23 protein-coding genes are annotated in these 26,122 nt (G+C 71.1%); 16 read left to right on the forward strand and 7 right to left on the reverse strand.

What is annotated here, in order from left to right:
* Together AB0G52_RS39440 and leuE are read left to right on the forward strand one after the other, a co-directional pair.
* On the forward strand, positions 1 to 1,208 hold a 1,208-nt coding region (locus AB0G52_RS39440; RefSeq protein ID WP_361343885.1), incomplete at its 5' end, for a methylmalonyl-CoA mutase family protein.
* A gap of 45 nt (positions 1,209 to 1,253) precedes the next feature.
* Complete coding sequence (gene leuE, locus AB0G52_RS39445; protein ID WP_361343888.1) at positions 1,254 to 1,907, forward strand: leucine efflux protein LeuE; 654 nt, start codon at positions 1,254 to 1,256, stop codon at positions 1,905 to 1,907.
* 34 nt (positions 1,908 to 1,941) lie between these two features.
* On the opposite strand, the gene AB0G52_RS39450 is transcribed toward leuE, so the two are convergent.
* The 3 genes from AB0G52_RS39450 to AB0G52_RS39460 all read right to left on the reverse strand — a co-directional run bounded on the left by AB0G52_RS39450 (position 1,942) and on the right by AB0G52_RS39460 (position 5,725).
* Entirely contained in the window at positions 1,942 to 3,066 is a 1,125-nt protein-coding gene (locus tag AB0G52_RS39450; RefSeq protein ID WP_132891316.1) for an acyltransferase, read from the reverse strand.
* Between the two features lie 350 nt (positions 3,067 to 3,416).
* The gene (locus AB0G52_RS39455; protein ID WP_132891315.1) at positions 3,417 to 4,751 is read right to left on the reverse strand and encodes a polysialyltransferase family glycosyltransferase; all 1,335 of its coding nucleotides are present in this window, start codon (positions 4,749 to 4,751) and stop codon (positions 3,417 to 3,419) included.
* Positions 4,748 to 5,725, reverse strand: a complete 978-nt coding sequence (locus AB0G52_RS39460) for a glycosyltransferase family 2 protein (protein ID WP_132891370.1) — start codon at positions 5,723 to 5,725, stop codon at positions 4,748 to 4,750. The genes AB0G52_RS39455 and AB0G52_RS39460 overlap by 4 nt, the downstream gene beginning before the upstream one ends.
* Before the next feature lie 198 nt (positions 5,726 to 5,923).
* Here AB0G52_RS39460 and AB0G52_RS39465 point away from each other — a divergent pair, with 198 nt between their 5' ends.
* The 5 genes from AB0G52_RS39465 to AB0G52_RS39485 all read left to right on the forward strand — a co-directional run bounded on the left by AB0G52_RS39465 (position 5,924) and on the right by AB0G52_RS39485 (position 11,451).
* The gene (locus tag AB0G52_RS39465; protein ID WP_361343892.1) at positions 5,924 to 7,246 is read left to right on the forward strand and encodes a DUF6716 putative glycosyltransferase; all 1,323 of its coding nucleotides are present in this window, start codon (positions 5,924 to 5,926) and stop codon (positions 7,244 to 7,246) included.
* A gap of 59 nt (positions 7,247 to 7,305) precedes the next feature.
* Complete coding sequence (locus AB0G52_RS39470; RefSeq protein WP_361343895.1) at positions 7,306 to 8,571, forward strand: acylneuraminate cytidylyltransferase; 1,266 nt, start codon at positions 7,306 to 7,308, stop codon at positions 8,569 to 8,571.
* 15 nt (positions 8,572 to 8,586) lie between these two features.
* A complete protein-coding gene (locus tag AB0G52_RS39475) occupies positions 8,587 to 9,522 on the forward strand; it encodes an N-acetylneuraminate synthase family protein (RefSeq protein WP_132891312.1) in 936 nt (311 codons plus the stop codon).
* A 47-nt stretch (positions 9,523 to 9,569) separates the two neighbouring features.
* On the forward strand, positions 9,570 to 10,709 hold the full coding sequence (locus AB0G52_RS39480; protein WP_132891311.1) for a hypothetical protein: 1,140 nt from the start codon (positions 9,570 to 9,572) through the stop codon (positions 10,707 to 10,709).
* A 208-nt stretch (positions 10,710 to 10,917) separates the two neighbouring features.
* A complete protein-coding gene (locus AB0G52_RS39485) occupies positions 10,918 to 11,451 on the forward strand; it encodes a hypothetical protein (RefSeq protein ID WP_132891310.1) in 534 nt (177 codons plus the stop codon).
* On the opposite strand, the gene AB0G52_RS39490 is transcribed toward AB0G52_RS39485, so the two are convergent.
* Together AB0G52_RS39490 and AB0G52_RS39495 are read right to left on the reverse strand one after the other, a co-directional pair.
* Positions 11,420 to 12,625 carry an acyltransferase gene (locus AB0G52_RS39490; protein ID WP_361343900.1) on the reverse strand — a complete coding sequence of 402 codons (1,206 nt, stop codon included), beginning with the start codon at positions 12,623 to 12,625 and terminating at the stop codon, positions 11,420 to 11,422. The genes AB0G52_RS39485 and AB0G52_RS39490 overlap by 32 nt on opposite strands.
* Positions 12,626 to 12,772: 147 nt before the next feature.
* Positions 12,773 to 13,498 carry a helix-turn-helix domain-containing protein gene (locus AB0G52_RS39495; RefSeq protein WP_132891309.1) on the reverse strand — a complete coding sequence of 242 codons (726 nt, stop codon included), beginning with the start codon at positions 13,496 to 13,498 and terminating at the stop codon, positions 12,773 to 12,775.
* Positions 13,499 to 13,721: 223 nt separating this feature from the next.
* Here AB0G52_RS39495 and AB0G52_RS39500 point away from each other — a divergent pair, with 223 nt between their 5' ends.
* Together AB0G52_RS39500 and AB0G52_RS39505 are read left to right on the forward strand one after the other, a co-directional pair.
* Positions 13,722 to 14,393: a DUF4097 family beta strand repeat-containing protein gene (locus AB0G52_RS39500; RefSeq protein ID WP_132891308.1), complete on the forward strand. Its 672-nt coding sequence runs from the start codon at positions 13,722 to 13,724 to the stop codon at positions 14,391 to 14,393.
* A 121-nt stretch (positions 14,394 to 14,514) separates the two neighbouring features.
* Positions 14,515 to 15,603 (forward strand): glutamate--cysteine ligase, encoded by a 1,089-nt coding sequence (locus AB0G52_RS39505; protein WP_132891307.1) that lies wholly within the window; start codon positions 14,515 to 14,517, stop codon positions 15,601 to 15,603.
* 55 nt (positions 15,604 to 15,658) lie between these two features.
* On the opposite strand, the gene AB0G52_RS39510 is transcribed toward AB0G52_RS39505, so the two are convergent.
* Positions 15,659 to 15,892, reverse strand: a complete 234-nt coding sequence (locus AB0G52_RS39510) for a DUF6480 family protein (RefSeq protein WP_132891306.1) — start codon at positions 15,890 to 15,892, stop codon at positions 15,659 to 15,661.
* A gap of 28 nt (positions 15,893 to 15,920) precedes the next feature.
* Positions 15,921 to 16,595: a class I SAM-dependent methyltransferase gene (locus AB0G52_RS39515; RefSeq protein ID WP_361343904.1), complete on the reverse strand. Its 675-nt coding sequence runs from the start codon at positions 16,593 to 16,595 to the stop codon at positions 15,921 to 15,923.
* A gap of 260 nt (positions 16,596 to 16,855) precedes the next feature.
* On the opposite strand from AB0G52_RS39515, the gene AB0G52_RS39520 reads away from it, so the two are divergent.
* The 7 genes from AB0G52_RS39520 to AB0G52_RS39550 all read left to right on the forward strand — a co-directional run bounded on the left by AB0G52_RS39520 (position 16,856) and on the right by AB0G52_RS39550 (position 26,120).
* Positions 16,856 to 18,073 carry a M20 family metallopeptidase gene (locus AB0G52_RS39520; protein WP_132891304.1) on the forward strand — a complete coding sequence of 406 codons (1,218 nt, stop codon included), beginning with the start codon at positions 16,856 to 16,858 and terminating at the stop codon, positions 18,071 to 18,073.
* Positions 18,074 to 19,027: 954 nt separating this feature from the next.
* Positions 19,028 to 20,059 carry a BMP family ABC transporter substrate-binding protein gene (locus tag AB0G52_RS39525; protein ID WP_132891303.1) on the forward strand — a complete coding sequence of 344 codons (1,032 nt, stop codon included), beginning with the start codon at positions 19,028 to 19,030 and terminating at the stop codon, positions 20,057 to 20,059.
* Between the two features lie 197 nt (positions 20,060 to 20,256).
* On the forward strand, positions 20,257 to 21,306 hold the full coding sequence (locus AB0G52_RS39530; RefSeq protein ID WP_361343907.1) for a BMP family ABC transporter substrate-binding protein: 1,050 nt from the start codon (positions 20,257 to 20,259) through the stop codon (positions 21,304 to 21,306).
* 365 nt (positions 21,307 to 21,671) lie between these two features.
* Positions 21,672 to 23,342 (forward strand): ABC transporter ATP-binding protein, encoded by a 1,671-nt coding sequence (locus tag AB0G52_RS39535; protein WP_132891301.1) that lies wholly within the window; start codon positions 21,672 to 21,674, stop codon positions 23,340 to 23,342.
* Positions 23,339 to 24,460, forward strand: coding sequence for an ABC transporter permease (locus AB0G52_RS39540; RefSeq protein ID WP_132891300.1), 1,122 nt, complete (start codon positions 23,339 to 23,341; stop codon positions 24,458 to 24,460). The genes AB0G52_RS39535 and AB0G52_RS39540 overlap by 4 nt, the downstream gene beginning before the upstream one ends.
* On the forward strand, positions 24,460 to 25,722 hold the full coding sequence (locus AB0G52_RS39545; protein WP_132891299.1) for an ABC transporter permease: 1,263 nt from the start codon (positions 24,460 to 24,462) through the stop codon (positions 25,720 to 25,722). The genes AB0G52_RS39540 and AB0G52_RS39545 overlap by 1 nt, the downstream gene beginning before the upstream one ends.
* Positions 25,719 to 26,120 (forward strand): cytidine deaminase, encoded by a 402-nt coding sequence (locus AB0G52_RS39550; protein ID WP_132891298.1) that lies wholly within the window; start codon positions 25,719 to 25,721, stop codon positions 26,118 to 26,120. The genes AB0G52_RS39545 and AB0G52_RS39550 overlap by 4 nt, the downstream gene beginning before the upstream one ends.
* The last annotated feature ends 2 nt before the right edge of the window (positions 26,121 to 26,122 follow it).

Here is a 26,122-nt window from a genome sequence, read left to right on the forward strand (position 1 = left end):
TGGGTGAGGTGTCGACGTCGATGACGATCAATGCGCCGGCGGCGGTGTTGTTGCTGTTGTACCAGTTGGTGGCGGAGGAGCAGGGGGTGGCGGCGGGGGCGTTGCGGGGGACGGTGCAGAACGACGTGCTCAAGGAGTACATCGCGCGGGGGGCGTACATTTTTCCGCCGCGTGCGTCGTTGCGGCTGGTGGCGGATGTGTTCGGGTACTGCCGGGCGGAGATGCCGCGGTGGAACACGGTGTCGGTGTCGGGGTATCACATGGCGGAGGCGGGGGCGTCGCCGGTGCAGGAGGTGGCGTTCACGCTGGCGGACGGGATCGAGTACGTGCGGGCGGCGGTGGCGGCGGGGCTGGGGGTGGACGAGTTCGCGCCGCGGTTGTCGTTCTTCTTCGGGGCGCGGACGGCGTTGCTGGAGGAGGTGGCGAAGTTCCGTGCGGCGCGCCGGATCTGGGCGCGGGTGATGCGCGAGGAGTTCGGGGCCGAGGATCCGCGGTCGTGGATGCTGCGTTGTCACACGCAGACGGCGGGGGTGCAGCTGACGGCGCAGCAGCCGGAGCTGAACCTGGTGCGGGTGGCGGTGCAGGGTCTTGCGGCGGTGCTGGGGGGCACGCAGTCGTTGCACACGAACGCGTTCGACGAGGCGTTGGCGTTGCCGTCGGAGCGCAGTGCGCGGCTGGCGTTGCGCACGCAGCAGGTGCTGGCGTGGGAGACGGACGTGACGGCGACGGTGGATCCGTTCGCGGGGTCGTACGCGGTGGAGCGGCTGACGGACGAGGTGGAGGAGGCGGTGGTCGCGTTGATGGGGCGGGTGGAGGAGCTGGGGGGTGCGGTGGCGGCGATCGAGCGGGGGTTCCAGAAGGGCGAGATCGAGCGCAACGCGTACCGGATCGCGCAGGAGACGGAGGCGGGCGAGCGGGTCGTGGTCGGTGTCAACCGGTTCCGGCTCGACGAGGAGGAACCCTTCGAACCCCTGCGCGTCGACCCCGCCGTCGAACGCCGGCAGACCGAGCGGCTCGCGCGGCTGCGTGCCGACCGGGACGGGCGGGCCGTCACCGCCGCCCTCGGTGCCCTGCGGGAGACCGCCGAGGGCGACGGCAACGTCCTGCCCCCGCTGCGGGAGGCGCTGCGCGCCCGCGCGACGGTCGGCGAGGTGTGCGACACGCTGCGCTCGGTGTGGGGCGTGTACGTCCCCACGGACACCTTCTGACCTGCGGCGGAGGTGTTGTCGTAGCCCCGTGCGACACTGCTTCCCATGTTCGGTGTCATCGATCTCCCGACCTACCTGGCAGGACTCGTCCTGATCGTCCTGCTGCCCGGCCCCAACTCGCTGTACGTGCTGTCCGTCGCCGCCCGGCGAGGGGTCCGCGCCGGTTACACGGCCGCCGCGGGCGTGTGGTGCGGGGACACCGTGCTGATGACGCTGTCGGCGGCCGGGGTGGCCTCGCTGCTCAAGGCGAACGCCGTGCTGTTCGGGATCGTGAAGTACGCGGGCGCCGGCTACCTGACGTGGCTGGCGGTCGGGATGCTGCGGGCGGCCTGGGGGATGTGGCGGGACCGGAGGCTGCGCGCGGTCGCACAGGAGGCGCCGGCCGTCGCGCCCGGGCAGGAGCGGCCGTACCGGCGCGCCCTGGTGATCAGTCTCTTCAACCCCAAGGCGATCCTGTTCTTCGTCGCCTTCTTCGTCCAGTTCGTCGACCCCGGGTACGCCTACCCGGCGCTGTCCTTCGTCGTCCTCGGCGCCTTCGCCCAGCTGGCCAGCTTCCTCTACCTCAGCGCCCTGATATTCAGCGGCACCCGGCTGGCCGACGCGTTCCGCCGCAGGAAGCGGCTGTCGGCCACGGCCACCTCGGCGGCGGGGGTGCTGTTCCTCGGCTTCGCGGTCAAGCTGACGCTGGCGAGCGCCTGAGCGTCGCCCTCTCCGGTGCCGAGGGCCCCGCTGCCTAGCCGGTCGTCCGCGGCGGGGACTTCAGAGCTCGCTTGAGGCGGGGTCCGATCGGCGTCTCCACGAAGCGGTGGATCAGCCAGGCCAGTCCGAGCATGGTGCACACCGTGATCGCGAGCGTCGGCCAGGCCGGCAGCCCCCAGCTGCGGTGCAGCACCCGGATCGCGAACCATCCGAGGTGTTCGTGGATCAGGTAGAAGGGGTAGGTCAGCGCCCCGGCCGTGGTCAGCCAGGGCCAGGCCGCCCACCGTGTCCAGCCCGCGGCCACCGCCGCCACCGCCGCGTACGCCAGGGTGACGACCAGCATCACGACGTACGGGTCACGGGGCGAGCCGTGGTGCCAGGCCCCCTCGCTGGCCATGCGCAGTCCGAGGATCCAGGAGAGCGCCACGATGCCCCACGGCAGGGCCTGGTTGCCGAAGCGGTGGACCAGGTAGAGGGCCAGGCCGCCGATGAAGTACGGGGCGTACTGCGGCATCACGACCAGCTCGGTCCAGGGGCCGCCCGCCGCGGTGGAGAGCACGGTGGCCAGCGTCCACACCGAGCAGAACAGCACCACCCTGCGGTAGGTGACGCCCGGCAGGACGACGGTCAGGGCGAACAGCGCGTAGAAGCGGACCTCGACCCACAGGGTCCAGCAGACGCCGAGGACGCGGGGCACGCCCATCGGCTGCTGCAGCATCGTCAGGTTGACCAGGAACTCGTCGAACCGGACCGCGTGGACGACGGCGGGCAGCACCAGGGACGCGCCGGTGACCAGCAGCAGGGCCACCCAGTAGGCGGGGTAGAGGCGGGCGACCCGGGAGCGGAAGAAGTCGCCCAGCGAGCGGCCCCAGCTGCTCATGCAGATCACGAAGCCGCTGATGACGAAGAAGAACTCGACACCCAGGTTGCCGTAGACGGCCGCCCTGGACAGGGTCGGGAAGATGTGGGCGGGGTTCTGGTGCCAGGAGGCGGAGACGACTCCGCCGCGCCCGGTGTAGTGGTAGAGGCAGACCATCAGGGCGGCCAGCAACCGCAGTCCGTCGAGGGCGAGAAGCCGGGGGCGCGGCCGCCCGGAGGGCACCGGGACGACGGCGGTCTTCGCAGGCGAGGGCGTCGTGGTGGAGGTCGCGAGAGACATGGTCCGAAATGCTTACCAGGTGCTCGGCGTTTCATCATCCCATCCGGTCGGGCCCGTCCCCGGGGAGAAGGAGGCCCCGGGGACACCTGGACGAATCATAGGAAAGTCACATTAAACCGCAGGGTCGTCCCCGTGCCCGTCGTGCGTCGTTCACCCTGCGGTCGTTCCGGATTCCCGGTCTCTCCATCCATCCCCCCGGCGCGGGTCACCGTACCCCGCACAGCTGTTACACAAGCTTTGCCTGGCAGGACCGGGACACCGCGCGCACGCCGAAGGGGCGGGTCCCGTCGATCGGGACCCGCCCCTTCGAGAAGCGGTGCGGCAGCGCCCGGAAGGGGCGCGGGGAGCGCTCAGCGGCGCGCGCCCCGCCGCAGGCTGCGCGCCTTGCGGGCGACCCGGCGGACGGTCGCGTTGCGCGGGATGAACGCCAGCTGCGAGGGCACCCCGCCGGGCAGCGCGAGCGAGGTCAGGCGCCTGCGCTTGAAGTAGCGGATGGTGCGTTCGTTCAGGTGCTTGCTCAGATAGCGCTCGGTCTCGACGCGCAGCTGCGGGTAGATCTTCGGCTGCATGGCGAAGCCCACCGCGCGGATCAGCGCCCCGAGCGCCTCGACGGACATGCCGGGACGCTGCTCCTCGACCGCCTTGCGGTCGGTGAGGTCGGGCACCAGCGCGTCGACGACGGTGACCGGGACCCGGTTGCTGTTCTCGTAGGGGACCAGCTTGTCGAGGAGCGTCTCGGTGCCGATCCGGGCGGTCGGCAGCCCGTACAGCGCGGACGCGGTCAGCAGCGCGGTGGAGAAGCAGCCGACGACCAGGGCGGGACGCATCTTCTGGTAGAGCACCTCGGCGAGGGCCGTGGTGTCCAGGACCGTGAGCTCCACCTTGAGCTTCTCGGCCTCCTGCTCCAGGGTCCGGGCGAACCGCGCGGGGGCGGAGGGGTGCGGCTTGAAGACGACCCTGGTGTGGCCGAGCTGTACCGCGCCCCTCAGCATCCGCACATGCAGGTGCTCCTCCTGCTCGGGGGTGAGGATCTCGAGCGCGGAGAGGTACTGGCCGAGCAGCAGCGCCGGTTCGTCGATCCCGGGCAGGCCGTCGCCGCTGGGCGCGAGTTCGGCCAGCACCTTGGTGAAGGCCGCGGTCGGCACGATCTCGGCCTCGACGCCGAACTCGGTGAGCAGCAGCGGCTTGAGGCCCGGCACCAGGTCCAGGTGCAGCACCCGGTCCACGCGGGTGCCGACCAGCGGGTCGATCTTGTTGCGGGTCGGGCCGTAGCTCATCAGGCCGTCGGCGTAGACCGTGACCGGGGCGCCGGTGAAGATCTGGGTCAGGCTGAGCGAGGGGTTCACCTGGATCGACTCGACGGCGAACTCCACGTCGTCGTCGCCGAGCCGCCACTCGTGGCGCAGGAAGCGTTCCCACAGCGGCATGTCGTCCACCCGGGGGGCCCAGCCGCCCGGATGGAACGGGAAGATCGTCTCGTTGTACGAGATCACCTCGTCGAAGCGGTCGCGCAGCCGCTCGAAGCCCGGCGCCTCCTCCAGGCCCGGGGTGATCTCGGGGGTTGCCGCGTTGTTGCAGACCAGCAGGATGCGCCGGTCGGCCGGGCGGAAGGCGCCGGAGTCCAGGGCGGCCGCGAGGGTGGCGGTGCCGTAGAGGGTGGACGCCTGGAAGATCTGGGTGGTCACGCGGCGGCTCCCGCGGGGGCGGGACGGCGGCGCAGCCGGCGCAGCTTGGTGGCCCGCTGGAGGTCCATGGAGTCCAGGGCCTCGTCCAGCACGTCCTGCGGCATGCGCCGCAGTGCGGCGGCACTCATGGATTTCAGCTTCTTCGCCACCGCGGGCTCGAACCTTTCGATGGATCCCAGGTGATGGGAAATGATGGCGCAATACGTACGGACGGCCTTCGGCAGGAGGTCCTTCGCGTCGGCGTCCTGTGCCGTTTCCTCGATCACCTGGTCGAACGCGCGAATGAAATCGAGCTGACGGACGTCGCCGATCTGTGTGAGTGAAGAGGCTACGCCACGCCGGTAGAAGACGCCGAGCAGGTTCACCGCGGCGAAGGAATCGGCTTCCCGGTGCAGCTTCCAGATCCACGGCCGGTCCTCGGCCGTGCGCAGTCCGTCCGTGAAATGCACGAGTCCCTTGTCCACCAGACGGCGGTGGTAGACACCCGCCCACGCGTAGGCGTAGTCGACGGAGGTGGACCGGTCGGCGGGCAGGATCGCGTCCCGCGGGTTCATCACGACGTTGCGCCGGCCGACCGGCACCCGGGTCACGAGCCGGGCCCGCGCCGTGCACTGCACATGGTCGGTGCGGACGAAGTCGCAGCCCAGCGACTCGATGGCGGCCACCAGGTCCGGGTAGTAGCCCGGTGCGAGCCAGTCGTCCCCGTCCAGGAAGGTCACGTACTCGCCGCGCGCCCTGTCGATGCCGGTGTTGCGCGCGGTGGCCAGACCTCCGTTCTGTTCGTGTCTGACATGGACCGCACCGGGCAGTTCGCGCTCTGCGCGCGCGAGAATCTCTGGAGTCCCGTCGGTCGAGCAGTCGTCGACGAGAATGAATTCGAAGTCCTCACGCGCGTTCGCGCGCAGACTCCTCAGGGTGTCGGGCGCGTATTGCTGCACGTTGTAGAACGGCACGATGACGGAGAGCTTGACCACGTGAGGGACGTTAGATGAGTGCCCGTCGCGCGTCTTGACCGCCGTCTTGATACCAGGTGAACGGCATGTGGCGAGGTCGTGAACCGGGGCTTTTCCGTGACCGTTCCCTGGCCGATTCGCCATTCGGCGACGTGTTGTTAACCCTTTGTTGCATTCGGGTTCGGGAGATCCTCGGAATGGCTTCCTAGCGTCCTCGGTGTGCCAGTAAGTGCAACGAAGTCCCTGCGGGTGGCCGTCCTGGCGGATTCGGACACCCGGTGGAAGTGGGGCGCCCTCACCGCGAAGCGCCTCGCCCCGGGCGAAGGCGACGACTCGGACGTCCGGCTCGACGGCTACCTCCTGCGCGGCCGCGCCACCCCCACCGCCCGCCAGCTCCAGGAGGTCGGCGTCCACGCGGACTCGCTCCGCGAGGTGACGGCCGTCGAGTTCCTGAGAGAGATGGAGCGGCAGTCGTACGACATCCTCGTCCTCTCCCTCGTCGGCGGCGGGGTGCAGGCCATGCTGCACGGGCTGCGTGCCGCCTGGGCCGGCCGGGAGAAGCGCCCCGTCGTCGTCACCGGCTACGTCGGCGTCGTCTACGAGAAGCTCGCCGACGGTCTGCTGCTGCGCCACGGCGCGGACCTCGTCCTCGCCAACTCCCGCCAGGACGCCGAGCGTTTCCGCGCGGTGTACGACGGGGTGGGCGCCGACTCCGGCGCGGTGACCGAGGTCGCGCTGCCGTTCCTCGGCGGAGCGCCCTACGAAGGCGAGCACAGGCCCTGCACCGTGGTCTTCGCCGCCCAGCCGTCCGTCCCGGACAGCCGCAAGGACCGCGCCTACCTGCTCGACCGGCTGATCCAGCACGCCCGCAGGCACCCCGAGCGCGAGGTGCTGCTCAAACTGCGCTCCAAGCCCGGCGAGCACACCACCCACATCGAGGAACTGCCGTACCAGAAGCTGGTCCAGGGCATGGACGTGCCCGCCAACTTCCGGCTGGTCTACGGGCACATGGGCGAGGTGCTCGACCACACCGACCTCCTGGTCACCATCAGCTCGACGGCCGCCCTGGAGGCCCTGCACCGGCGGATCCCGACCGTGGTCCTCACCGACCTCGGCATCCGCGAGACGCTCGGCAACCACCACTTCGTCGGCTCCGGCTGCCTCGCCTCCTGGGACCAGCTCGACGCCGGACACCGCCCGGTCGCCGACCCCGAGTGGGTCGCCCGGCAGGGCGTCGCCGCCGACGGCTCCTACGCCACCGCCTTCGACGCCGGCCGCGAGCGCATCGCGAAGCTGCTCGCCCGGCCCGGCGGGCTGCCGCCCCTGAACCCGTACTACACACCCGAGACCGCGCCCGGCTACCTGCCCGGCATCCTGGCCCGCCACCACCTCGGCCCCGACGGTGTCCCGCTGCCCGGCGCACCCGCCGCCGACAAGGCCCCGGGACCCGTCCGCCAGATCGTGCGCCGGGCCGCCCGCGGCGCCTACCGCCACGGCGTCCAGCGGGTGGCCCCCGTGATCCGACGAATGGGAGAGCTGTGAGCGACCGGATCCCGCACCAGGCGTCGCCGGCGCCTGCCGGACCTGAAGGAACAGAGCCGATGCCCCACCTCGAAGGGGCGAACCTGCCCCGCGTCCTCGCCGTCATCCCCGCCCGGGGCGGCTCCAAGGGCGTGCCCGCGAAGAACCTCGCCCCGGTCGGCGGGATCCCGCTGGTCGCCCGCGCCGTCCGCGAGTGCGTCGCCTCCCGGCTGGTGACCGACGTGGTCGTCTCCACCGACGACCAGGCCATCGCCGCCGCGGCCTGTTCGGCCGGCGCCGAGGTGGTGCTGCGGCCCGCCGCCATCGCCGGTGACACCGCCACCTCCGAGGCCGCCGTCCTGCACGCCATGGACGCCCACGAGGCACTGCACGGCGCCCGGGTCGACGTGGTGCTGCTCGTGCAGTGCACCAGCCCCTTCATCGTCCGCGAGGACATCGACGGAGTGGCCGGCGCGGTCGTCGAGAACGGCGCCGACACCGCCCTGACCGTGGCCCCCTTCCACGGCTTCGTCTGGCGCGACGAGGCGCACGCCCCGGCACCGGTCGCGGCCGCCGCCGGTGACGCCGGCCGGGCTCCCGTGAGCGGCGGCTTCGGCGTCAACCACGACAAGTCGTTCCGCCCGCGCCGCCAGGACCGCCCCCAGGACTTCCTGGAGACCGGCGCCGCCTACGCGATGCGCGCGGCCGGCTTCCGCGAGCACCAGCACCGCTTCTTCGGCCACACCGAACTGGTGCGGACCGACCCCGCGCGCGTGCTGGAGATCGACGACCCGCACGAGCTCGCACGCGCCCGCGCCCTGGCCCCGCTCTTCGACGCGGACCGCCCCGGCGCGCTGCCGACCGCCGACGACGTGGACGCGGTCGTACTGGACTTCGACGGCACCCAGACCGACGACCGGGTGCTGATCGACGCCGATGGAAAGGAGTTCGTCTCCGTGCACCGCGGCGACGGACTCGGCATCGCGGCCCTGCGCAGGAGCGGGCTGAAGATGCTGATCCTCTCCACGGAGCAGAACCCGGTCGTCGCCGCCCGGGCCCGGAAACTCCGGATCCCGGTCCTGCACGGCGTCGACCGCAAGGACCTCGCCCTCAAACAGTGGTGCGAGGAGCAGGGCATCGCTCCCGAGCGCGTGCTCTACGTCGGCAACGACGTCAATGACCTCCCGTGCTTCGCCGTGGCCGGCTGGCCCGTGGCGGTCGCGAGCGCCCACGACGTCGTACGCGGCGCCGCACGCGCGGTCACCACCCTGCCCGGCGGTGACGGCGCGATCCGAGAGATCGCCAGCTGGATCCTCGGCCCCTCTCTCGATTCCCTCCCGAAGTAAGGACACCCCACCGTCATGAGCAACTCCCGTCTGCGCCAGTTCGGTTCCCGCGAGGTCGGTCCCGGCAAGCCCGTCTACATCTGCGGCGAGATCGGCATCAACCACAACGGTGAGCTGGAGAACGCCTTCAAGCTGATCGACGTCGCCGCCGAGGCCGGCTGTGACGCCGTCAAGTTCCAGAAGCGCACCCCGGAGATCTGCACCCCGCGCGACCAGTGGGACATCGAGCGCGACACCCCCTGGGGCCGCATGACCTACATCGACTACCGCCACCGCGTGGAGTTCGGTGAGGACGAGTACCGCCAGATCGACGAGTACTGCAAGACCAAGGGCATCGACTGGTTCGCCTCCCCGTGGGACACCGAGGCCGTCGCCTTCCTGGAGAAGTTCGACGTCCCCGCCCACAAGGTCGCCTCCGCCTCCCTCACGGACGACGAGCTGCTCAGGGCGCTGCGCGCCACCGGCCGCGCCGTGATCCTCTCCACCGGCATGTCCACCCCGAAGCAGATCCGCCACGCGGTCGAGGTCCTGGGCAGCGAGAACATCCTCATCTGCCACGCCACCTCGACCTACCCGGCCAAGGCCGAGGAGCTGAACCTCCGCGTCATCAACACGCTGGAGAAGGAGTACCCGAACGTCCCGATCGGCTACTCCGGCCACGAGACCGGCCTGCAGACCACCCTTGCCGCCGTCGCCCTCGGCGCCACCTTCGTCGAGCGCCACATCACCCTCGACCGCGCCATGTGGGGCTCCGACCAGGCCGCCTCCGTGGAGCCGCAGGGCCTGCAGCGCCTGGTGCGCGACATCCGCATCATCTCCGAGTCCCTCGGTGACGGCGTCAAGAAGGTCTACGACTCCGAGCTCGGCCCGATGAAGAAGCTGCGCCGCGTCAACGGTGTCGTCGCCGAGGCGGAGATCGCCGCGGCCGCCGGCGAGCCGGTCCAGGTCTGAGTCCGAGCCTGATTGATGTGTTACGACGACGGGACGGTCGTACGTCGATGAGCCCCCGCGCCGGGAAGTCCGGCCCCCACACCCTCGCGTTCGTCGAGAGTCCGGTGCAGCTGCTCAACGTGCTGGAGTGGGCGCACGTCCACGACCGGCGCGGGCCGGCGGAGCCGATGCCGGCCGTGCCCAGCCAGGTACGGCGCTCGGTGTCCGGCATACCTGCGCCCGGCGCGGAACTCACGATCGTCGTCCTGTCGCCGACGGACCCCATGACGCGGGGCCAGCTGCGCCGCATGGCGGACCTGGCCCGCGACGAGGGGCACCGCGTCCGCTGGGAGGAGGCGCGCGGTGGCACCACCGCCCCCTTCCAGACGATCGGCGGCCTGGCGGGCTCGCTCCGCCGGGCCGACCGCGTCGTCATGGGGGACCCCTTCTCCCGCTACGTGCAACTGCTCCTGACGATCACCCGTGCCCGCGACCTGGTGGTCGTCGACGACGGCACGGCGACGATGGAGTTCGTCGCCCAGCTCGCCCGCGGCGAACGCCTGGTCCGCTGGCACCGCAAGGGCGGCAGACCCGGCGCCCGGGACCTGCTCTTCGCCCCGGTCTCCTCCTCCGCCCGGCGCCGGCTGACCCCCAGCGACCGCCGGCGCGTCGAGGTCTTCTCCTCCATGCCGATGACGGACACCCCGCAGGGCGTGACGGTCACCGCCAACGACTTCGGCTGGACCCGGGCCCGCTTCGGCCCGCCGCGCATCACCAAGGGCGCGGACATGGTCGGCACGTCCCTGGTGGAGACCGGCGTGGTCGACGGCGACCGTTACCTGGAGGCCGTCCAGACCCTCGCCAAGGCCCACGGCGCGACCCGCTACTTCGCGCACCGCCGCGAGAGCACCGAGAAACTCCACCGCCTCGCCGCCGAGACGGGCCTGGAGATAGTCCGCCCGGACCTCCCCCTGGAGCTCATCGCCCGCCGCGGCCCCATAGGCCGTACGATCCTCAGCTTCCCGTCCACCGTGGTGCACACCCTGCCCCTCGCCCTGGTCGGCACGGGCGTCCGGGTCGCCGTCTGCGACATCGACCCGACCTGGCTGACCCAGAACGCCTCCCCCAGGGCCCAGGGCTTCCTCTCCGGCGTCACGGGCACAGCGAAGGACGTCCACCGACTGGCAACGGTGACAAGCCCGGCGTAGGCCCCGAAGACGCCCCAGCCAAGAACCGCGCGCCCCCGCCCGAGGGACGGGCGGCTCTTGGTTCACACCGGCGAAGCGGAGCTGTTCGGCGGGGAGTGAGCGCGGTGTTGGTCAAGACTGCGTCATGGGGCGCCGGGGGCTGAGAGGGGGAGGGGCGGCCGACGTACTAAGGGAGCAGCAGACGCGACTCCCGACGAAGGGCGACCTCTTGATCCCGCGACGCATCGTCCCCAACCTGGTCGCGGGGCTCGCCTCCGCCCTCCTGCTGGGAGCGTGCGGCTCCTCGACCGGTGCCGCTCCGGCAGCTCCGGCCTCGTCCGCTCCCGCGCCGGCCGCCACGCCCGCCACGTCGGCCGCGTCGACGCCGGCCACCGGGTCCCCGGACACCACCACGTCCGTGACGGCCAGGACGGTCGACGGCGTCGGCATCGTGGTCACCGACGAGCGGGGACTGGCCCTCTACCGTTACGACAAGGACCAGCCCAGCCCCTCGAAGTGGACGTGCTCCGGTGCGTGCACGAAGACGTGGATACCCGTCATCGTGCAGGGCTCCGTCGGGACCGCAGGGGTCGAGAAGAGCCTCCTCGGCACGGTCCACCGCAACGGCAGGACCCAGTTGACCCTCGCCGGCTGGCCGCTCTACCGGTACGTCGGCGACACGGCGGCCGGACAGGTCAACGGCCAGGGCAAGGACGGCGCGTGGTACGCCGTCACCCCCGCCGGAAAGAAGTCCGCGGGCTGATCCCCGTAAGTCCGCGGACGGCCGACTTCCAGGACCTGTTCTGTTTGAACGGGATTTCGAAGGTCCTGGAGAACAGCCAGGCCCCGGCGGTCGCGAGCGGCAGGCCCACGGCGAGCGTGAAGCAGAACGTGGGCAGTCCGTGGGACACGAAGTGCGGGGCCACGCGGCGGATCACGGCCAGGACGATCGGCAGGTGGATCAGGTAGAGGCTGTAGGAGAAGTCGCCGAGGGCGCGGACGGGTCGGGCGGTCAACAGGCGTACCAGGAACGCCGGTTGGCCGGTGGCGACCGCGGCCAGCAGCATCGTCATGGCCGGGGCGACGGCGAGGTCGATCCAGAAGTAGTGGTTCACCGTCCAGGCCGCCCCCCGGACGGCTCCGACAGCCAGGACGGGCAGGGCGGCCAGGACGGCGAGCCGGCCCCACGGCAGACGTCGGACCCGGTCCGACCCGCTGATGATCCCCGCGCCCACCACCCCGGCGGCGAACACGGGCACGAGGTGCGGGGCCAGCCAGTTGTCGCCCTCGACGGGGGACGCGCCCGGGGCCGTCAGCCCGTAGGCGACCACCGGGATCGTCACGCACGCGGCCAGAAGTGCCGCACCCCACCGACGACGGACGAACAGGAGGAGGGGGAAGAGGAGGTACAGCTCGGACTCCACCCCGATCGACCAGAACGCACCGTTCGGCGTCGGGGCGGTGACGACGTCCTGGGCGACGAGGCCGTACACCAGTACCGTCTCGCCGGTCGGCGGCCCGAAGTGGGAGGCCGGCACCACGAACCAGGAGACGAGCAGGCTCAGGGCCAGCGCCGCCCAGTACGGGGGCAGGATGCGCCAGGCCCGCCGGCGCAGGAAGCGGCCTACGCCGCCCGAGTGCCAACCGTGCCGCGCCGGGGATATCGCCAGGGAGAACCCGGAGAGGACCAGGAAGAAGACGACGGCCAGCCGCCCGAACATCAGGCCGTCCAGCCACCGGGGCGCCGAGCTGTGGGGGTAGCCGGGGAAGGTGTACAACCAGCAGTGGAACAGGACGACGTAGAGGGCCGCGAGGCCACGCAGACCGTCCAGGCCCGCCAGTTGCCGACGGGCGGGCGGGGCGCTTTCCGCCGCCCCCTGACCGGACGGGGCGGCGGCCAGGTCGAGAACGCCGCCGGCCGGACGGCTCGAATCCACTGAGATGGCGCAGCCCTTCCCCCGGTCGCCGAGCACCTCGCGCCGACGACGCCTCCCGGCGGCCCGCTGCCGCCCGCAGTACCAGGTACGTCACATCGCCCCGAGGCGTTCATCCACGCCGGGTCCGGCCGCCCACGGTCCGGCCGCCTACGGGTGCGGGGGGCCGGGCTTCGTGTGGAGCACCGCGCGGGCCTGTTCCGCCGCGCGGGCGATGCTCTCGGAGACGAAGTCCACGAACCGTGCGATGTTCTCCAGACGCTCGGCGGCCGGGGTGCCGGGGCCGAGCACGGCGACGCCCTGCCGTGCCGTCTCCCCGAGGTGGGCGGTGGCGCGGGCGCTCGCCATCGTCGACTGGTACATGACGTCGTCGTCGACGACGTACCGCTCACGGCGGCGCTCGTCGCGCTCGCGCCGGACCAGGCCCTGGCTCTCCAGGAACGCGATCGCCTTGGACACGGTCGCCGGACTGACCTGGAGGCGCCGGACCAGTTCCGCCGCGGTGAGGCTGCCCGCGTCGGTGGTGTACAGGCAGACCAGGACCCGGGCCGTCATCCGGGGCAGCCCCGACTGCATGAAGACGGTGGTCAGCAGTTCCTCGTAGCCCCGTACGGCCTCGGAGTCGCGCCCGTGCGGCTCCGGCGGCGTGCCCGGGTCGCGGGGTGCGGCCGGGCGGCGGCGGTGGGCGCGGTGCTCGGTGGCGCGGTGGGCGAGGTCGGCGCGGTAGGAGGTGGGGCCGCCGTTGCGCATCACCTCGCGGGTGACGGTCGACGTCGGCCGGTCGAGCCGACGGGCGATCTCCGCGTAGGCGAGGCCGTCGGCCAGTCCCAGCGCGATCTGCTGACGCTCCTGCTGGGTGAGTCTGCCTCCCGGCATCGCGGCCTCCTTCGGGGGGTGCTTGACGGGTCCAGGGTAGCGTTCACCCTTCATTCATTGCAACGATGAGTGATCTGGCGTTGCGTTAGATTCACCTCCATTGCAATGAAATTGGTGCTCTGAGCTGCTTCTTCGTCGGCTCAGTGCAACATAACCGTTGCTCAATCCATAAACGCAACGTAGCGTTTCTGGCATCGGAAATAACGAGTCCAAGGAGCGCACGATGCAGAAGTTCGACACCCCCGCCCCCGTCTCCGTCGTCCTGGACATCCCCGCCGGGGCGATCCGGTTCATCGCCGCCGACCGGGCCGACACCACCGTCGAGGTCCGGCCCGCCGACCCCGCGAAGGGCCGTGACGTGAAGGCGGCGGAGCAGGCCGAGGTCTCCTACGGCGACGGGGTCCTGCGGGTCGGGATCCCGGCCGCGAAGAACCGGATCCTCGGCAACTCCGGAGCCGTCGAGGTGACCGTCCAGCTGCCCGCCGGTTCCCGGGTCGACGCGAAGGCGGCCCTCGCCGAACTCCGGGGCGTGGGGCGGCTCGGTGAGGTCACCTTCGAGGGCGCCCAGGCGACCGTCAAACTCGACGAGACCGGCGACGTCCGCCTCACCCTCCAGGCCGGTGACATCGAGGTCGGCCGACTGGGCGGCGCCGCGGAGATCAGCACCCTGAAGGGCGACATCGGCATCGCCGAGGCCGTCCGCGGCGCCGTCACCCTGAACACCCAGCACGGCGCCATCTCCGTCGGCGCGGCCCGCGGCGTCTCCGCCACCCTGGACGCCGCCACCGCCTACGGCCGGATCAGCAACACGCTCCAGAACGCCGACGGCGCCGGCGCGGGCCTGAACATCACCGCGAACACCTCCTACGGCGACATCACCGCCCGCAGCCTGTGACCGCCCGCCGGCTCCCGGCCGCCGCCCCGCGCACCCACAGGTGTTCCGGGCGGCGGCCTGGGAAGTCGGGGGTTACCAATCTGCCGCGAAGGTCGTGGCACGGACGGGAGGGTGGAGCGGCGTGCGTACCGTCGGTGTGGAGGAAGAGCTGCTGCTCGTCGACCCCGAGACCGGAGAGCCCAGGGCGCTCGCCGCGGCGGTGCTGGCGCGGGCCTCGCTGGCCGATCCCGGGCAGGACGTGTTCGAGAAGGAGCTCTACGGCCAGATGCTGGAGTTCGCCACCCAGCCGCAGTCCGTGATGGCGGACCTGGGCGAGGAACTCGTCCGGTGCCGCAAGGAGGCCGCCCGGCTGGCGGGGGAGCTGGGCAGCACCGTCGCCGCGCTCGCCACCTCACCGCTGCCCGTCAGCCCCACGGTCAGCGTGAGTCGGCGCTACCAGTGGATGGCCGAGGAGTACGGCATCTCCACCCGTGAGCAACTGGTGTGCGGGTGTCACGTGCATGTCGCCGTGGACTCCGACGAGGAGGGCGTGGCGGTGCTGGACCGGCTGCGGCCGTGGCTGCCGGTGCTCGTCGCGCTCAGCGCCAACTCGCCCTTCTGGCAGGGCAACGACACCGGCTACGCCAGCTACCGCAGCCGGGTGTGGATGCGCTGGCCGTCCGCCGGGCCGACCGAACTGTTCCGGTCGCCCGAGCGCTACCACGAGCTGGTCTCGGACATGGTGGCCACCGGCGTCATCCTGGACGAGGGGATGGTCTACTTCGACGCCCGGCTGGCCCGGCGCTACCCGACCGTGGAGATCCGGGTCTCCGACGTCTGCCTGCGGGCGGAGACCGCCGTCCTCGTGGCCACCCTCGCCCGGGCGCTGGTGGAGACCGCGGCGCGGGAGTGGCGGGCTGGGAGGGAACCGGTCGACCACGGCGTCAGCCTGATCCGGCTCGCCGCCTGGCGGGCCGCCCGTTCCGGGCTCGACGGGGACCTGCTCGACCCCGTCACCCTGCGCCCCCGCCCGGCGCGGGACGTGGTCGGCGCCCTGTTGGCGCACGTGAAGGACGCGCTCGCCGACACCGGCGACCTCGCGGCCGCCCAGGAGGGTGTCGAGCGGCTGCTGCGCCACGGCAACGGCGCCGACGAACAGCGCAGGCTGCTGGAGCGCACCGGCAGCCTGCGGGACGTCGTCACCGAGTGCGTCCGCCACACCCAGGCCTGAAGGCGCTCTCTTGTCCCCTGGAGGATCAGCTGTCCCCCAGAGGGCCGGCTGTCCCCTAGAGGATCAGCACCAGCGCGTAGACCAGGAAGAAGGCCGCGACGAGCGCGACGAGGAGCAGGATCAGGGTCAAGGGGGCCTTGGCCCAGCCCTTGGTCGGGTTGTGCGTCTCCAGGGGCCCGGCACCCGGCATGCTGCTCTCGGCGGGCGGGGTCTCGCCGGGCGGGACGCCGCCTCCGGGTTCCAGCCCGGTGGTCCGCTCGGGCTCCGGATCGGGGTTCACATGACTCATGCCCCCCGAGTAACCAGACCGGGCCGGATCATCGGCCGGACGGCCCCTCCTTCGGTTTCCGTGCCAGGACGAACGCCCGCGGCCACTTCTCGCCGTCCAGCGGCTCCCGGATCAGGGTCGCCGCCACGTCCAGGCCCGCCTTGGAGAGCATGTCCCCCACCGCGTACGCCGGACGCCAGTGGTACCGGAGGTCGATCCGGTGGCCGAAGCGCTCGGTGAGGTGCAGGCCGGGCGGCTCGCCCTTCTGGAAGGCCAGCAGGACATGGCCCCCGGGGACCAGGACGCGGTGGAACCCGGCGAAGGTGTCCGGGAGGTGGGCGTCGGGGATGTGGATGATCGAGTAGAGGGCGAGGATCCCGCCAAGGGTCGCGTCGGGCAGGTCGAGCGACGTCATCGAGCCCAGGTGGAAACGGACCCCGGGGTGGGCCGCACGGGCCAGGGCGACCATCGCGGGCGAGAGGTCGATGCCGAAGGCCGGTACGCCCAGGCCGTTCACATGGGCGGTGACGTCACCGGGGCCGCTGCCCAGGTCCGCCACCGGCGCGGTGCCGTTCGCCTTCACCAGCGCGGCGAACGCGCCGATCAGGGACATGTCCACCGGCCGGTCGGGGAGACCGGGGTAGGCGGTGGCGTAGTCCTTGGCGATCGTGTCGTAGGACGTACGGGTGGTCTCTATGAAGTCGGTCGTGTCCGAGTCCGTCACGGACGCGCAGGCTACCGGGCGGGCGTGGGCCGCGTGGCGAAGTCGCGGGACCGGCCCGGTCGCGTTTCGATCCCTGGACAGAACCGGCGTGATCGTCGTCAGACGTGGTATGCGTGGAAGAGGAAACATACGTGTTACCCAGCCACGTCCGAGGTCATGCCTACCCGGTCAGAGTTTCTTCCCCTAACGGGCTGAACTTTTGTTGATCTCGGGTCAGTTGACCCTTCGGGCGTCCTACCCTTCAGAGGGTGAACCAATTGATGTCCCTAGAGTCCGAGGCCGACCTCCCCGGGGATGTGCTCCCCGGCGTGCTCAGCGAGGAGCTGCACGCCGAACTCGTAGCCTTCCGCCGCGACCTGCACATGCACCCCGAGCTAGGCAATCAGGAGTTCCGCACCACGGCCGCGATCAAGGAACGGCTGGAGAAAGCCGGGCTGCGACCGCGTGTCCTCGGGTCGGGGACCGGGCTCCTCTGTGACATCGGGCCGGCCGGGGACGGGCTGCCGATGCTCGCCCTGCGCGCCGACATCGACGCGCTGCCCATCCCGGACATGAAGACCGAGTGCCCGTACCGGTCCACCGTCCCGGACCGGGCGCACGCCTGCGGGCACGACGTGCACACGACCGTGGTGCTGGGCGCCGGGCTGGTCCTCGCCGACCTGCACCGGCAGGGGAAGCTGCCGCGCCCCGTGCGGCTGCTCTTCCAGCCTGCCGAGGAGGTGCTGCCCGGCGGCGCCGCCGACGCCATCGCGGACGGGGTGCTGGACGGGGTGGGGCGGATCATCGCCGTGCACTGCGACCCCCGGGTGGACGCCGGGCGCATCGGGCTCAGGACCGGCGCCATCACCAGCGCCTGCGACCGGATCGAGGTGGCCCTGGACGGGCCCGGCGGGCACACCGCCCGGCCGCATCTGACCACCGACCTGGTCACCGCCGCCGCCCGGGTCGCGGTGGACGTGCCGGCGCTCATCGGGCGGCGCGTGGACACCCGCGCCGGGCTCGCCGTGACCTGGGGGCGGATCGAGTGCGGGCACGCGCCCAACGTCATCCCGCAGCACGCCGAGCTCTCCGGGACCGTGCGCTGCCTGGACATCGAGGCGTGGCGGCAGGCGCCCGACGTGGTGTACGCGGCCGTCGAGGAGATCGCCACGCTGCACCGGGCCAAGTCCGAGATCAACTACGTGCGCGGGGTGCCGCCGGTCGTCAACGACCCGGTGATCACCGAACTGCTCCGGGAGGCGATGATCGCCCGCCGCGGTTCCGAGGCCATCGAGACGACCGAGCAGAGCCTCGGCGGGGAGGACTTCTCCTGGTACCTGGAGCACGTCCCGGGCGCCCTGGCGCGGCTCGGGGTGCGGACCCCCGGTGAGCGGACCGTGCGTGACCTGCACCAGGGCGACTTCGACGCCGACGAACGGGCCATCACCGTGGGCGTGGAACTCTTCACGGCCGCCGCCCTGATCGACGCGACCATGTAGACGCGGCGCCGGCAGAAACGGTCACCTCGCCACCGCCCGGCCCGACTGCCGACCGGTCCGGCGCCCCGCCTGGCCGCCGGCCGCCCATCCGGCTGCCGATCAGCCCGGCTACGGCCTGGCGCCCGCCCGCCGACCGGCCGTCCGCCCCCCTGCCCGACCGCAGATCCGCCCCGCCCCCGGTCGGCCGCCGTTGGTTCGGCCCCCGGCCTGGGGCGCCCGCCTGCCTGCCGCCGGTACGGCCACGGGCCCGGCTGCCCCCCCCGGCGAGCGCCGATCGCGGGGTCGCCGCGTGGCGGCAGTCCTGGGCGCCCGCCTGCCCGCCACCGGTACGGCCACGGGCACGGCTGCGCCTGCCCGCCGGTCCGGCGTCCGTCCACGGGTCGGCCGCCGATCGCGGGGTCACCGCGCGGCCGCCGGCCCGCCCGCCTGTCGCCGGTACGGCCGCGGGCCCGGGTGCCTGCCCGGGATCGCCGCGCGGCCGCCGGCCCGGACCGCCGCGCGGCCGCCGACCCGGACCGCCGCCCGCCTGCCACCCGCCCGCCACCGGTATGGCCGCAGCCCCCCCCTGCCGTCCGGCCACCTGCCATGCACCCACCTGCCACGCCCCCGCCCGCCGTCCGACCACCGCCCGTCCCGGCGTCCGTTCTTCCGGCCTCCGTCCGGTCACCCCCGGCCGTCGGGTCTCCGTAGGGCGCGGGGTGTCCGGCAAGCCCCCTTCGCCCCCTTGTGTCACCCCGTCGTAACCGGCGATCTCCACTTGTAACCCGGAGTCGGCACGGTTCGATAACGGCGCGGAGAAACCCCGTTCCCCTTCCCTTCTACGCGCGTTACTGTGCGCCGAAATCGCCACCGCGGGTGGCCGGTTGAGCAACGGGCCGGTGACGGTGCCGTGGGGACGAAGGGGTACGTGCTGTGCGTTCTGTCTCTCGGAGGACGAGGTTCTCCAAAGCCGCGGTGACCGTAGCCGTCATCGCCCTCGCGGCCGCCGGGTGCGGTAAGTCCAGCCAGGACACCGGTGGCTCCACCACCAGCTCGTCCGGCAAGTACAACGGCAAGGGCATCGGCCTCGCCTACGACATCGGCGGCAAGGGCGACCAGTCCTTCAACGACGCCGCCTACGCCGGTTTCCAGAAGGCCGAGAAGGAGTTCGGCATCAGCGGCCGGGACATCGAGCCGCAGGACGGCGAGTCCGACGCCGACAAGGTGCAGCGCCTCGACACGCTGGCCCGGGCCGGTTACAACCCGATCATCGGTGTCGGCTACTCCTACGCGCCCGCCGTCAAGGAAGTCGCGGCCAAGTACCCCAAGATCACCTTCGGCATCATCGACGACAACGAGGTGACCGCTAAGAACGTCGTCGACATGGTCTTCGCGGCCGAGCAGTCGTCGTACCTCGCGGGCGTGGCGGCGGCCTCCGCCACCAAGAAGGACCACATCGGCTTCATCGGCGGCGTCGACGTCCCCCTGATCCACACCTTCGAGGCCGGGTTCGACCAGGGCGCCAAGTCGGTCAACCCGAAGATCAAGATCGAGTCGCAGTACCTGACCCAGACCGCCCAGGAAGGCGGCTTCTCCAGCCCCGACAAGGGCAAGGCCGCCGCGCAGGGCCAGATCGACGCCGGCGCCGACGTCATCTACCACGCGGCCGGGCTCTCCGGCCAGGGCGTGATCGAGGCCGCCGCGACCGCCAAGATCTGGGCGATCGGCGTCGACTCCGACCAGTACCAGCAGTCCGCGCTCGCCAAGTACAAGGACTACATCCTGGGCTCCGCCCTGAAGAACGTCGGCGGCGCCGTGTACGACCTCGTGAAGTCCGTCTACCAGGGCAAGCCGGAGAGCGGCGTGGTCGAGGGCACCCTCAAGACCGGCGGCGTCGGCTTCGCCGACACCAACCCGAAGTACAAGGCCATGACCAAGGTCGTCGCGGCCGTCGACAAGGCCAAGCAGGAGATCATCGACGGCAAGGTGACCGTCAACACGAAGTGACCCCGCATATATAGGCCGCAGCAGTACGCCCCTTGCCTCCTGCAAGGGGCGTACTGCTGTCCGTGACGGTGGGCCGTGACAGTGGCCACAGCTAGATAACGGACCGGACATTGGGGGTTTTCCGTCTGGTCTACGCGCGTTACGCTGCGGCGGAACCAGCGCCTGGTTTGGGCGCTTGCACAAAGGAGTCAAGTTCCATGCGCCGGGTGTCCCGTATCGCGGTTGCGGGCGTTGCAACCGCAGCCCTCGCCGTCACCGTTTCAGCGTGCGGCAGTTCGTCCAGCTCGTCCACCGGGAAGGGTGGCGCGTCCAAGGGCGTCGGTCTCGCGTACGACGTCGGCGGCAAGGGCGACCAGTCCTTCAACGACGCCGCCTACGCCGGTTTCCAGAAGGCCGACAAGGAGTTCGGCGTCAGCGGCCGGGACATCGAGCCGCAGGACGGCGAGTCGGACGCGGACAAGGTGCAGCGCCTGGAGACCCTGGCCAAGTCCGGGTACAACCCGGTCATCGGCGTCGGCTTCGCCTACGCGCCCGCCGTCAAGGAGGCCGCCGCGAAGTTCCCGAAGGTCACCTTCGGTATCATCGACGACAACCAGGACCAGGCCAGCAACGTCGCGGACATGGTCTTCCACGAGGAGCAGTCCTCGTACCTGGCCGGCGTCACCGCCGCGCTGTCCACCAAGTCGAACACCGTGGGCTTCATCGGCGGCGTGGACGTCCCGCTGATCCACAAGTTCGAGGCGGGCTTCGAGCAGGGCGTCAAGGACACCAAGAAGAACGTCACGGTCAAGGCCCAGTACCTGACCCAGACGGCCCAGGAGGGCGGCTTCTCCAGCCCCGACAAGGGTGAGGCCGCCGCCGAGGGCCAGATCGGCGCCGGCGCCGACGTGGTCTACGCCGCCGCCGGCCTCTCCGGCCAGGGCGTCATCAAGGCCGCCGCCGCGCACAAGGTGTGGGCGATCGGTGTCGACTCCGACCAGTACAACCAGGCCGCGCTGTCGAAGTACAAGAACTACATCCTGACGTCGGCCCTCAAGAACGTCGAGGGTGCGGTCTACGACCTGGCCAAGTCCGTCATCAAGGACAAGAAGCCGCTGTCCGGCGAGATCCGCGGCTCCCTGAACAACGGTGCCGTCGGCCTGGCCGACTCGAACCCCGCCTTCAAGAACAACGCCACCCTGCAGGCCGCGCTCAAGAAGGCCGAGGCCGGCATCAAGAACGGCTCCATCGTGGTCAAGACCTCCTGACCCGACGGTCATGACCATGTCGTAGGCATGGCCAAAAGAACGCTGTAATGGCAGCGTTACGGCCACGGAACGGGGTGCGGGAAGGATGACTTCCCGCGCCTCTGCCGGGGACTTGGACTGGGCACGGGCCCGGGTGATCGACCGAGGACCCTGGACACGGGCCCGGGTGATCGGCCGGAGACCCGGGCGCCCAGCGGGGAGATCCTTGCGGGCTCCCCGCGGTCCAACGGCAGAGCCACTCCCCGTTCGCGCGGCAGAATGCTCGGAACGGATCGAGAGTCGAAAAAGCTCGGTCAGGTCCGGGCACTATTTAAAGCAGGGGCGCTACGCGCGTAGAGCGGCCCCTTTCCCGAGGAGAGTGCGCCATCGACGCGTCCAGCAGCCCTCCGCTCACCGCAGAGACGACAGCCGCGGTCGAGCTGGCGGGGATCACCAAGCGATTCCCGGGTGTCGTAGCCAACCACGACATCCACCTGTCCGTCCGCAAGGGCACCGTCCATGCCCTCGTCGGGGAGAACGGCGCCGGCAAGTCGACCCTGATGAAGATCCTCTACGGCATGCAGAAGCCGGACGAGGGCACCATCGCGATCGACGGCGAGCAGGTCACCTTCTCGTCCCCGGCCGACGCCATCGCGCGCGGCATCGGCATGGTCCACCAGCACTTCATGCTGGCCGACAACCTGACCGTGCTGGAGAACGTGGTGCTCGGCAGCGAGAAGCTGTACGGCATCGGCGGCAACGCCAAGAAGAAGATCCGCGAGATCTCCGACCGCTACGGCCTCGGCATCCGCCCGGACGCCCTGGTCGAGGACCTCGGCGTCGCCGACCGGCAGCGCGTGGAGATCCTCAAGGTCCTCTACCGCGGCGCCAAGACCCTGATCCTCGACGAGCCCACCGCCGTGCTGGTCCCGCAGGAGGTCGACGCGCTCTTCGACAACCTGCGCGAGCTGAAGTCCGAGGGCCTCTCGGTCATCTTCATCTCCCACAAACTGGGCGAGGTGCTGTCCGTCGCCGACGACATCACCGTCATCCGGCGCGGTACGACCGTCGGCACCGCGATCCCCTCCGAGACCACCCCCCGCCAGCTCGCCGAGCTGATGGTCGGCAGCGAGCTGCCCACCCCGGAGACCGCCGAGTCCACGGTCACCGACCAGGCCGTCATCACCGTGCGGAACCTCACCGTCTACGCCGCCGGCGCCTCCCTCGGTCCCGAGGCGGAGCCCGCCCCCGCGGCCAGCGGCGGCACCGGCGTGCTGATCGCGGAGCCCGGCGACGGCGCCAAGCGCGTCCTCGACGACGTCACCTTCACCATCCACGCCGGTGAGGTCATGGGCATCGCCGGCGTCGAGGGCAACGGCCAGACCGAGCTGATCGACGCGCTCATCGGCACCCGGCACGCCGACTCCGGCGCGATCGAGTTCCTCGGCGAGGACATCACCGGCTGGGCCACCCGCAAGCGCCGCGAGTCCGGCGTCGGCTACATCCCCGAGGACCGGCACCGCCAGGGCCTGCTCCTGGAGTCCCCGCTCTGGGAGAACCGCATCCTCGGCCACGTCACCGAGAAGCCCAACGCGAGGGGCTTCTGGCTGGACATCAAGGGCGCCCAGGCGGACACCCGCCGGATCGTCGAGGAGTACGACGTCCGCACCCCCGGCATCGACGTCACCGCCGCCTCCCTCTCCGGCGGCAACCAGCAGAAGCTGATCGTCGGCCGCGAGATGAGCCACCGCCCGAAGTTCCTGATCGCCGCCCACCCCACCCGCGGTGTGGACGTCGGCGCCCAGGCGCAGATCTGGGACCGCATCCGCGACGCCCGCCGCGAGGGCCTGGCCGTGCTGCTGATCTCCGCCGACCTCGACGAGCTGATCGGCCTGTCGGACACCCTGCGGGTGATCTACGACGGAAAGCTGGTCGCGGACGCCGACCCGGCCACCATCACGCCCGAGGAACTGGGCTCGGCCATGACAGGGGCCGCCACCGGCCACCTGGAGCATCACGATTCCGACGATGTGTCCGGGGAGGACCAGGACCGATGAAGAAGTTCGACAAGGAGCGGGTGCTCCTCGCGCTGGCCGGCCCGGTCATCGCGCTCGTCCTGGCGATCGCGCTGACGTCGATCGTGCTGCTGGCCTCGAACCGCAACCCGTTCGAGCCGTACGTGCTGATGCTCCAGCAGCTGCCGTACTCGGACATCCAGGTCCTGATCGTCAACCAGGCGGCGATGTACTACATCGCGGCCATCGCGGTCGCCCTCGGCTTCCGCATGAACCTGTTCAACATCGGCGTCGACGGCCAGTACCGGCTCGCCGCCGTGATGACGGCCGTGGTCGGCGCCAACATCGGCCTGCCCGCCTTCCTGCAGATCCCGATGCTGCTCCTGGTCGCCATGTTCACCGGCGCCTTCTGGGCCGGCATCGCGGGTGTCCTCAAGGTCACCCGGGGGGTCAGCGAGGTCGTCGCCACGATCATGCTGAACGCCATCGCCACCAGCCTGATCGGCTACGTCACCCTCTCGAACGTGTGGGGCGTCCAGGTCGGCAACAACATGACGACCGGCGTGATGAAGAAGTCCGGCTGGTTCCCCGGCATCAACCTGGGCGCCGACGTCGGCGAGATCTACGGCATGGTCTTCGTCGCCATCGCCCTCGGCGTCGCCTACTGGGTGGTCCTCAACCGCACCCGCTTCGGCTTCGACCTGCGCGCCACCGGCGCCTCCGAGTCGGCGGCCGCCGCCTCCGGCGTCGACGCCAAGCGCATGGTCCTGATCTCCATGCTGATCTCCGGTGCCGTCTCCGGCCTCGCGGGCCTCCCGCTGCTGCTCGGCGACTCCCACACCTACAGCCTGGACTTCCCGGCCGGCCTCGGCTTCACCGCCATCGGCATCGCCCTGCTCGGCCGCAACAACCCCGGCGGCATCGCCTTCGCCGCCCTCCTGTGGGCCTTCCTCGACAAGGCCTCGCCCGCCCTCGACTACGCCACCCCGGTGGCGTACGAGAAGGAGATCGCCACGATCATGCAGGGCCTGATCGTCTTCTCCGTCGTCATCTCCTACGAAGCCGTACGCCAGTGGGGCCTGCGCCGCCAGCAGCGCCAGGTCGGCGCGGAGCTCGCCGCGGCCGCCGCCCAGAACACCAAGAAGGAGGTGGCGGCCTGATGTCCACCGCGACCATCGCCAAGCCGCAGGCGACCCAGCCCGGCAAGGGCGGCCGCCGAATGTCGCTCCCGGTACTCCTGCTGGTCATCGCGGGAGTCCTGGTCCTCACCTCGGCCGTGCGCATCATCACCGGCGCCGAGGGCATCACCTCGACCGGCCAGATGTCCACCGCGCTGCGCCTCGCCGTCCCGATCGGCCTCGCCGGTCTCGGCGGCCTGTGGGCCGAGCGCGCGGGCGTCGTCAACATCGGCCTCGAAGGCATGATGATCCTCGGCACCTGGTTCGGCGCCTGGGCCGGCTACCAGTGGGGCCCCTGGGTCGGCGTGCTCTTCGGCATCCTCGGCGGTGCGCTCGGCGCCCTGCTGCACGCCGTCGCCACCGTCTCCTTCAACGTCAACCACATCGTCTCCGGTGTGGCGCTGAACATCCTCGCCCTGGGCGCCACCCGCTACCTCTCCAAGTTCACCTTCGAGAACGCCCCCGGCGGCTCCTCGAAGCAGTCCCCGCCGATCGACTCACTGGGCACCTTCAGCGTCCCCGGCCTGTCCGACTGGCTGGACACGCTCAACGGGAAGCACTGGTTCCTGATCTCGGACGTCGCCGGCCTGGTCGGCGGTCTGCTGACCGACCTCTCCCCGCTGACCGTCGTCGCGGTCGCCCTGGTCCCGGTCACGTGGTGGGTCCTGTGGCGCACGGCCTTCGGCCTGCGGCTGCGCTCCTGCGGCGAGAACCCGGTCGCGGCCGAGTCCCTCGGCGTCAACGTCTACAAGTACAAGTACATCGCCGTGATCATCAGCGGCGGCTTCGCGGGCCTGGGCGGCGCGTTCCTCTCCATCGTCGCCTCCAACGTCTACCTGGACGGCCAGACGGCCGGCCGCGGTTACATCGGTCTCGCCGCGATGATCTTCGGCAACTGGATGCCGGGCGGCCTCGCTCTCGGCGCGGGCCTGTTCGGCTACACCGACAGCCTCAACCTGCGCGGCGGCACGGTGAACGTCCACGCGCTGATCCTGCTGATCGCGATCCTGCTGGTGTTCGGCGCGGCCTACCTCGCCTGGCGCAAGAAGTACGTCCCGGCCGTCGCCACGATCGTCGTATCGGCCCTGATGTTCGTCTGGTACGCCTCCACCAACGAGGTCCCGCGCCAGCTCGTGACCGCGACGCCGTACATCGTCACCCTGCTGGTGCTCTCGCTGTCCGCGCAGTCCCTGCGGATGCCGAAGGCGGACGGCCTGCCGTACCGGAAGGGGCAGGGCAAGTGACGCCCGGCGCCGGGTTCGACTGGGAGGCCCTGCGGACCGAGGCACGGGAGGCCATGTCCCACGCCTACGCCCCGTACTCCGGCTTCCCGGTCGGGGTCGCGGCCCTGGTGGACGACGGCCGCACGGTCTCCGGGTGCAACGTGGAGAACGCGTCGTACGGCCTCGGCCTGTGCGCCGAGTGCGGACTGGTCTCCGAACTCCAGCGCACCGGCGGCGGCCGGCTCACGCACTTCACCTGCGTGGACGGCACCGGCGGACTGCTCGTCCCGTGCGGCCGCTGCCGCCAGCTGCTCTACGAGTTCGGCGGCCCGGACCTCCTCCTGGACACCCCCGAGGGCGTCCTGCCCCTCTCCGAGATGCTGCCCCAGGCCTTCGGCCCGGCCCATCTCGCCAAGTAATC

This window comes from Streptomyces sp. NPDC021562, from assembly GCF_040640875.1.
GTDB lineage: Bacteria > Actinomycetota > Actinomycetes > Streptomycetales > Streptomycetaceae > Streptomyces.